This is a genomic window from Yersinia pekkanenii, assembly GCF_001152565.1.
Taxonomy (GTDB): domain Bacteria; phylum Pseudomonadota; class Gammaproteobacteria; order Enterobacterales; family Enterobacteriaceae; genus Yersinia; species Yersinia pekkanenii.
On sequence record NZ_CQAZ01000080.1, the window covers coordinates 1 to 8,112 of the forward strand.

Below are 8,112 nucleotides of genomic sequence, written 5' to 3' on the forward strand. Positions count from 1 at the left end.
GGAACAGAGACATTGCAAACCTAAGCGTTCGTCACGCTACGCGTGCCAATCGCTAAGGCCCCGGAAATCACGCCCAGCGCGTCGCTACGCGCCACACTGCCCGCTCACCGGGGTTCTTTGCAGTGTAAGGTCAATTATCGTTTATAAGCCCGTAAGGCTCAGCAGGGCAGAGGTGTTATCAGGATCTCTTATGGCCCGAACCGGCGTTGCCGGGCTTCAGCGGTCATACATCGGGGTGTATGCTATTACCGTGTGCCGCTTTCCATGCACTGCGTGCATCAAGTTGCTGCTATGACGGGGTAAGTTTGGAGATCGACGGTAAACGGGGTCTGAAGCCCAATAGTACGGAAACGTTCGATAAGAGGTCGGTCTGAGAAATAGAATAGTAAACAATGGTGTCTGTTAAATGCCAAATTGAGGATATTTCCCGTGTCTATTATAGTTACTTCACCACCGTAAATTTCCGTACGGTTGGGCTTCAGACCCCTTAAATGCTGAACAATTAGCTCTGTTGCTAGGAATGACTGATAAAGGTCGTCTGGGTTTTGCTATCCAACTGAAGTTCATAGAGTTATATGGCCGATTCCCTGAAGATAACAGACAAATTAATACTGATGTTGCTCAGGCATTAGCCAAACAATTATCTGTTCCCATCGACGCTATTGCTTCATACGATCCCTGTTCCCGCCAGGGGCAAAGGCATCGACGGACAATTAGGGATTTTTTAGGATACCGACCGTCTACTGGCGCAGATCTGAAACAACTTAAGATGAAAAGAACGGGACGAGTTGTACCTCGTTCGGTTATGCCGCATAACGTCCATAATTTTGTTTCTGTTCTTCGGTCAAAAAATCGATAGGCATTCAGCGTTCCTTGCATAAGTATGACCTTGGTCTATTTTTAATTATCTCAAATATTATAAGTTTTGAGACCACTCAAAACGAATTCAAACATGAGTATCAAAAATCGCGATTTATACTTTATGATACTACGCAGTATCAATATCGATTTGTGAGACCAATATGGCATTACTGGGATATGCAAGAGTATCAACCAGCCATCAGAAACTGACGGTACAGATCACGGAGCTGAAATCTGTAGGTGTCAGAGATGACCGGATTTTTACTGATATGATGTCAGGAGCCACGGATGAGCGCGAAGGGTTACAACGGCTGCTTGCCCGTGCAGAAAAGGATGACATCATTATTTGTACCAAAATGGATCGGCTTGGCCGCAATACCGCAGACATGATCCACATTGTTGATGCTTGCTATAAAAAGGGAATAGCCATTCGTTTTCTGGAGAACGGACTAAGTACAGAAGGAACTATGGGGAAAATGGTGATTCAAATTTTGGCAGCTGTTGCAGAAGCAGAACGAGAACGTATTCTGGAACGCACTAATGATGGCAGAATTGTTGCTATGGCATCCGGTGTCAAATTTGGACGGAAACCGCACTCGAAAGCAGCACTTGTCAGACAACTTATCAATCAGAAGCAATCAGAAAAAATAATTCTAGAAAAGACAGGGGTTTCTCGGGCTACTTATTTTCGGTTAAAAAAATCGGAAAACAATCAGAAATCATCAGTAAGATAATATTAATCACGATTTAAAAAGAACTATTCTAAGCAGAGATCAAGTCATACAATAAATTATGATAGGGAATTAAAAGCTATGGAAGAAATAAACCTACTTAAAGAAATTCGTGAGCTAAAAAGTCAACTATCCTACGCTAAAAATATTGGTTTCTTTATGGGGGCCGGTACCTCCTGTGCTTTAGGCTTGCCAAATATATCTCAATTGACTATTCAAGTGGAAAGTGCATTAACCGGATCATTGTTGGATTATTTTAATGTTATTAAAGCTGACTTATCGAAGCCTGATGAAACAATTAGCATTGAAGATATTCTTAATCAGATAAGACGGATTCGCGAAATAACTGAAGAAAGGCCTGATAGAGAATTTCTCGGGGTTTCTGGCATAAACGCGCGTGATCTGGATATTGAAATTTGCAAAAATATTTATAATCTAATCACGGAGAAAGAAGTTAGTGCTAATCTGACTGCCCCAAAGAAATTTTTTGCGTGGTTAAACATGCAAAACAGAGATTTTTCAAAAGAGATTTTTACTACAAATTATGATCTGGTAATAGAAAAATCTCTTGAAGCAATTCGTGCGCCGTATTTTGACGGTTTCGTTGGTTCTTATGAACCATTTTTTTGGCAAGAAAGTGTCGAAACACTTGTTCGTAGAAATGATCTAACTCAGAACTGGATTCGATTATGGAAGATACATGGTTCTCTTAGTTGGTTTTGGAAAAAAAGAGAGAATCTGAAGTCGCATAAAGTTATACGTCTTGGGAAAGTAGATAAAATTGAAGAAGAGAAAAATGAGATCGTCATTTACCCATCAAAAGAAAAATATGATCTATCTCGTAGACAACCTTTTTTAGTTTACTTCGACCGCCTTAAAAACTATTTACTAAGTGGTGAGCTTCTATTCATTTTTACCGGATACTCATTTTTAGATCAGCATATAAATGAAATTATTTTTAATTGCTTGAGGCAAAACAACAGACTTAGTGTTGTAGTCTTTTTTTATGCAGACAGTGAAGTTAAAAAATTGCATTCCCTTTCGGCAGGATATCTAAATCTATCTGTATTCGGACCAACAACTGCGATTATAAACGGAACGTTAGGGAAATGGTTCTTTGACCAATGCGAGCTAAAAAACAAAGAAAAATGTGATGGTTTTTGGAATGCTGACGGTGAAAAATTCTTGCTTGGTGATTTTAATTATTTGGTTGAGTTCTTAGTTGGTAATTCTGGCCGTAGCAGCGAGATTGAGGTATCTATAAATGAAGACTGACTCTACATATTTAGGAAAGGTTATTCGTGTGGATTCCAGTACTGTAGAGGTAGAGGTTTCATCAGAAATACCTTCCGCAGCGCCAATAATAAATGGTCGATTATATAAAATTGGTCAGATCGGCACATTTGTAAAAATGCCAATGGGGAATATTACTATCTACGCTATCGTTGCTGCGGTGAGTGACAGACCATTTGCAGATAGCAGTGATGATGAGTATAGAATGAGCTCAAAATTCCTTTCAGTACAACTAATTGGCGAAAAAATAGGTGACAGTGAGTTTGAGAAAGGGGTTGGTACTTATCCTACAATAGGTGATGAAGTACATCTTGTAATTGAACACGATCTATTTGAAATTTATGGAGAAAAGGATACTGGTTCCATTGAAATTGGGAAACATTCTTCATCTGAAAATTTAGGTGTCTATGTAGATACTCATAACTTAATTTTACGTCACTGTGGCATTTTGGGCTCAACAGGTAGCGGAAAATCCAATACTACTGTCAGCATACTGAAATCTATTCTACATGGTTATGTTGGTTCAAGGATTATATTGGTAGACCCACACGGTGAATATGCCTCTGCATTTCCTGATGCCAAAGTTCTTAAAATTAACGAAGAGAGCTCCCCATTAATAATACCGTTCTGGTTGATGACCTTTGAAGAACTGGCATATTTCTTAGTCGGTGCCGATCATCGTGATGAGCAGAAAATAGAATATCGTTTACTGAGGGACCTTGTAACTGAATTAAAGAAGGAAAATATAAATTTAAAGGCAGGTGCTGTTGATGTAGATCTTGTTACAGCGGATTCGCCTATTCCTTTTAGCGCAAGACGATTATGGCATGAGATGAATTGGTGTCTTAACGCATCATTTTCTTCCACAATGAAAGATGAGCAAACCAAGAAAACTGCTCAAGAAAAGAATGCTGGAGACGCAGAAACATTGACTCCAGCGACATTTGAGCCTTACTCAATGGGTAATGCAGCACCTTATAAGTCTAAACATATGGAGTATTTTTCTTATGAGAAAAAATTACTTTCTCGGCTAAGAGATACGAGATATGATTTTTTGTTCAATCCTGGAGATTATAAAACGGCAGACTCTGAAAAAGATTTGCATGATTTACTAGCGGATTGGATAGGATGCAATCAAAGACTAACAATACTAGATCTTAGCGGTGTCCCATTTGAGGTACTAGATATAACCATAGGCTTGATTACACGGTTTGTTTACGACAGCATGTTTTGGGGGCGTAAAGAGTCATATACCGGTAAGCAAAGACCACTGCTCTTAGCCTTCGAGGAAGCTCATACGTATCTAGGGAAAAATGACAAGAGTAATTATTCAAAAGCTGCGGTTGAAAAAATATTTAAAGAGGGAAGGAAATTTGGCGTAGGAGCACTAGTCATTTCTCAACGTCCTTCAGAGTTGTCGGAGACTATAATTTCCCAAATTGGCACGCTGATAGCTCTTCGGCTTACCAATTCAAGCGACCAATCTATAGTAAAATCATCCGCACCCGATAATCTAAATAGTCTTATGGATCTTCTTGCATCTTTGCGTATAGGTGAGGCCGTTATTTCAGGTGAAGCTATAAAGATTCCATCTCGAGTTAGATTGAAATTGAATCACCCAAGGCCAACCAGTGAAGATCCAAAGTTAATAGAATGTTGGACCAAAGAATTCTCTCTAGATGCTGATAACTATAAAACCGTTGTAACTAAAATACGTGAACAGAAAATCTAACCAATGGAGCGTAAAAATGGAAAGAAGAGGTGTTTCATCAAGGATGATTCGGAGTATTGGGTACGACGAATCTATTTCTACATTAGAGATTGAATTTAATACTGGAGCTGTATGGAACTACCATGATTTTCCACTTACAACTTGGTATGAATTTGATGGGGCTGAATCACACGGCAAATTTTTTCATAGTTTCATAAAGAAAAATTATCGCGAGTCACAAGTAGGATAATTTACGGATAGGCTACCACTGAACTATACAGTTGATCGGTGGTAGTCACTATTTTTGCTAATCATGATGAGTAAAACGGTGGTTAATAAATTATTTATTTGATTGTCTATTGCTTAGCGTAGGTTTTCACCCCATTGGCCCTCATACCCCGACAAGAAAAGATACTGATGGAAAATTGGTCGAGAGAACTGTCGATTGGGGAGTTGTTGTAAAAGAATGGCAACAAAATTGAACTACAACAGAAAATGAAAGTGGGAGGATAGATCGGAATTAAGGAAATTTATGTTACTAATCTACTTAGTTTTGCGATCCATTATTTGGCGGCATAAAAACTAGAGACTTCGGGGAAGCCCTTATAGTAGGTTTTGACCCCGTTGGCCCTCAAACCCCTAATTCTGTCTAGTTCTGCTGGCTATGCGTTATTTCCCCCAGTAGAATGATCACTGAGGTCAATAACCCTGTTCTTTGTAGTGCTGAAATGCTCGCAAAAAAACAAATAGCACTTTTTGTCAAAAAAAATAGCAAAAATACAGTAATATGACTGTAACAACAGCTTCCTCCAGACTAACGTCGTAAGAGTGGAAGCTTTTTTTTTGACTTTTTAATAGGGTTGTTGAATTGTCAGTTCTAATCCCATATCAAAAACCTTACCAATCAAGTTCAGATTTGTGCCAAAAACTTCAACGTGATGGTTTAACTATAGTTGACGTAGGAAAAGCCCAAAAGATACTTGAGAGGTGTAGCTACTATCGTTTTAAAGCATATCTGATTCCTTTTCGTGACGAGACTACAAAAAGGTATTATGAAGAGGCAACTTTTTATAAAGCGCACGAGTTATATCTTTTCGATCAGGATTTGCGTCTACTTGTTTTTAAATTGATACAAAAAATTGAAATTGCCGTTCGCAGTTCTTTTGATTATTGGGTTACTGGCAAAAGTCAAAATTCCTTCTGGTACTTAAATTCATCGCTATTTAATAATAGTGATAATCACGTCAAAACTGTCTCTGGTGTGAGTACATCATTCAGAAAATCAAAAGAAGAGTTCGCAATACATTATAAGTCCAAATATTTCAACGAATATTGCCCTTTTCATCGAGGATTACCCCCTGGTTGGGTATCAATTGAGTTATTGACTTTCGGTAATCTAAAAAGCCTATTAGAAGCCTTTAACCCTGATTCTATTAATAATCTGAAGTTAGATAGATATGCTTCGAAAATTGCAGGAGCAAAAGATTATGAAACTCTTTTGAACTGGTTAACTGTCATTCATACAGTACGTAATGATTGTTGTCATCACTCCCGATTATTTAACAGAAATAGACTGGCACCTAAGTTCATAAAAAACTTACTAAGTACTACGATCCCTCTAGTTAAGGCAAATGGTACAAAACAAGATCAGCTTAATAGGATATATACCTCTCTTGCTGTTATTCAACAGATGTTGAGTGCATTTGGCTTTGGAAAAATAGGTGCAGATATTCAGAAGCTTTTTGACGATTATCCTGTATCTAAATTATTCTATGCTTCAATGGGATTTCCGGAACGCTGGAATGAAGAACGACTATTTTTTTAATCATCCACCTAGCAATTTTGTACACTCGAAGAAAGGCTGCTACAGCGGCCTTTCTTTTGCCCGATCCCTCCTCCGTTCTGTACCGATTATCGTATAGCGTACCTAGACAAAATAGCACTGTCGGAAAAATGTCCAACCTGTGCGCCGAGCAGATTGGAATTATTGTGATCGGACAGAACCAATCTTTAGAGCATACCCTAATGCGAATGTGCTTAGCTGGACGGTTCTAAGCTGGTTTATGATATGTTTAAAACTTGATCGTCTTGATGAAGGAAAAAATGCATGGCCACTTCGGCAATCAACCCTACAACAGGAATACTTGAAACCGCGCATTGGTTCGTTGCTCACGGATTGAAACAGGGACTGTGTAGTGTATGTGGTGACATGATGGACATTGTTGCAGAGCATACTCCCGGCACCTCAGAACATTTCCGTCATGAAAGACATTCCTTGTGTCCAACCGTAACTAAAAACAGAATCAGGTACGAAAACCTTGGTGCTAGCGAATATGACGATGAACAAGCTATTATTCTTCGAAATTCCGTTTCTGAGCATATGTATGAGGTCTGCTTAACTTTTCAGGCTCTTGCTGAAGGTGGGCGTATTTCTGAGTTCAAGGATGCTCTAAAAAAAGCCGATGATATTAACATTTGGCGTTACAGGGGCATGACGATAAATTTTGTACCTTACATCTTGCTAACTTTTGTTGATATGTTCGAAAGTAAGCAGAGCTTGTTTAGGAAGACTGATTTTTTCTTTGTCCTTCCGCCTGGTGTACGGACTATTGACCGACTGTGGAATCGAACTGCTGGCGTGAAGGATGTCGTGATTAAAATATCTAAAAACTTCGATGTTCTCGCTGAGCACAATATTAGCCCTTCTCTTTTTCCTGTAATACATCCCGCATGGTTTGAGCGCTCTCTATCCTCGTTATCTCAATACATTGAAAAATAACAATTTAAACGAATGAAAGCATGAAGGCATGAAATCTCAGAGGGTCTTTGGTCGGATTGTAAAGCCAGCACTCGAAAAACTGTCTCAAAAGTAACATATCAGTGTTGATTTATAATAAGTGCCGTAGTATATTAAACCGTATCCAGTGGATGGCCACTGGATACATCAGGCGTAACGCCAGGCTCAAAGGAGACACCATCATGCAAAGCAACACAATCACAGGCCGCTTACTTAAACCCGTTAGTTTGATTAAGAAAGATGACGTTACCTATTGTCGTCTTACTGTTGCAGAGAGCAAAAAACGCAATAATGTTTCTACAGTTATCGAGTTCGCAGCCTACGATGAGTTGGCTCTGCGTGCTGAACGTCAATTAGATATAGGTGACCTGATCGTCGTCCATTTCATTGTTAAAAACTCTCAGTATGAAAAAGATGGCGTTAATTATCACGGCTATAGCTTTACCGCTGAGAGTTTCGAATACCTCGCGGCAGGAAAAGCGAAGCAAACGCGTTCTCAATCTATGGCCCATCAACAATAATTTAATTATTTCGCATGCGAAATTTTAGAGGGATTTAACAATGGAAAAAAGTCGTACATCTGAAGCACTCGGTTTAGTTATTGTTGTTGGTAATCAGAAAGGTGGTGTCGTTAAGTCGCAGTCATCTAACGAGATTTCGAATGATTTGCAGCAGTCTGGTTTTAAGACGCTGGTCATCGATATGGATTGGACGGCTGG

At 39.2% G+C, this 8,112-nt stretch carries 9 protein-coding genes; all 9 read left to right on the forward strand.

Translation table 11 applies throughout. The annotated features are described in order from the left end of the window. The first annotated feature begins 520 nt into the window (after positions 1–520). Positions 521–859 (forward strand): DUF4158 domain-containing protein, encoded by a 339-nt coding sequence (locus AEP37_RS27990; protein WP_072086386.1) that lies wholly within the window; start codon positions 521–523, stop codon positions 857–859. A gap of 163 nt (positions 860–1,022) precedes the next feature. Then, positions 1,023–1,595 carry a recombinase family protein gene (locus AEP37_RS21685; RefSeq protein WP_049615280.1) on the forward strand — a complete coding sequence of 191 codons (573 nt, stop codon included), beginning with the start codon at positions 1,023–1,025 and terminating at the stop codon, positions 1,593–1,595. A 78-nt stretch (positions 1,596–1,673) separates the two neighbouring features. Next, positions 1,674–2,867, forward strand: a complete 1,194-nt coding sequence (locus AEP37_RS21690; protein WP_049615281.1) for an SIR2 family protein — start codon at positions 1,674–1,676, stop codon at positions 2,865–2,867. Further along, positions 2,857–4,617, forward strand: coding sequence for an ATP-binding protein (locus AEP37_RS21695; RefSeq protein ID WP_049615282.1), 1,761 nt, complete (start codon positions 2,857–2,859; stop codon positions 4,615–4,617). Before AEP37_RS21690 ends, AEP37_RS21695 begins: the two co-directional genes overlap by 11 nt. 16 nt (positions 4,618–4,633) lie before the next feature. After that, a complete protein-coding gene (locus tag AEP37_RS21700) occupies positions 4,634–4,846 on the forward strand; it encodes a KTSC domain-containing protein (RefSeq protein ID WP_049615283.1) in 213 nt (70 codons plus the stop codon). A gap of 618 nt (positions 4,847–5,464) precedes the next feature. Beyond that, entirely contained in the window at positions 5,465–6,421 is a 957-nt protein-coding gene (locus AEP37_RS21705) for an Abi family protein (RefSeq protein ID WP_049615284.1), read from the forward strand. A gap of 282 nt (positions 6,422–6,703) precedes the next feature. Then, the gene (locus AEP37_RS21710; protein WP_049615285.1) at positions 6,704–7,375 is read left to right on the forward strand and encodes a hypothetical protein; all 672 of its coding nucleotides are present in this window, start codon (positions 6,704–6,706) and stop codon (positions 7,373–7,375) included. 200 nt (positions 7,376–7,575) lie between these two features. Continuing rightward, complete coding sequence (locus AEP37_RS21715; protein WP_049615286.1) at positions 7,576–7,914, forward strand: hypothetical protein; 339 nt, start codon at positions 7,576–7,578, stop codon at positions 7,912–7,914. 40 nt (positions 7,915–7,954) lie between these two features. Continuing rightward, on the forward strand, positions 7,955–8,112 hold a 158-nt coding region (locus AEP37_RS25370), incomplete at its 3' end, for an AAA family ATPase (protein ID WP_156168714.1).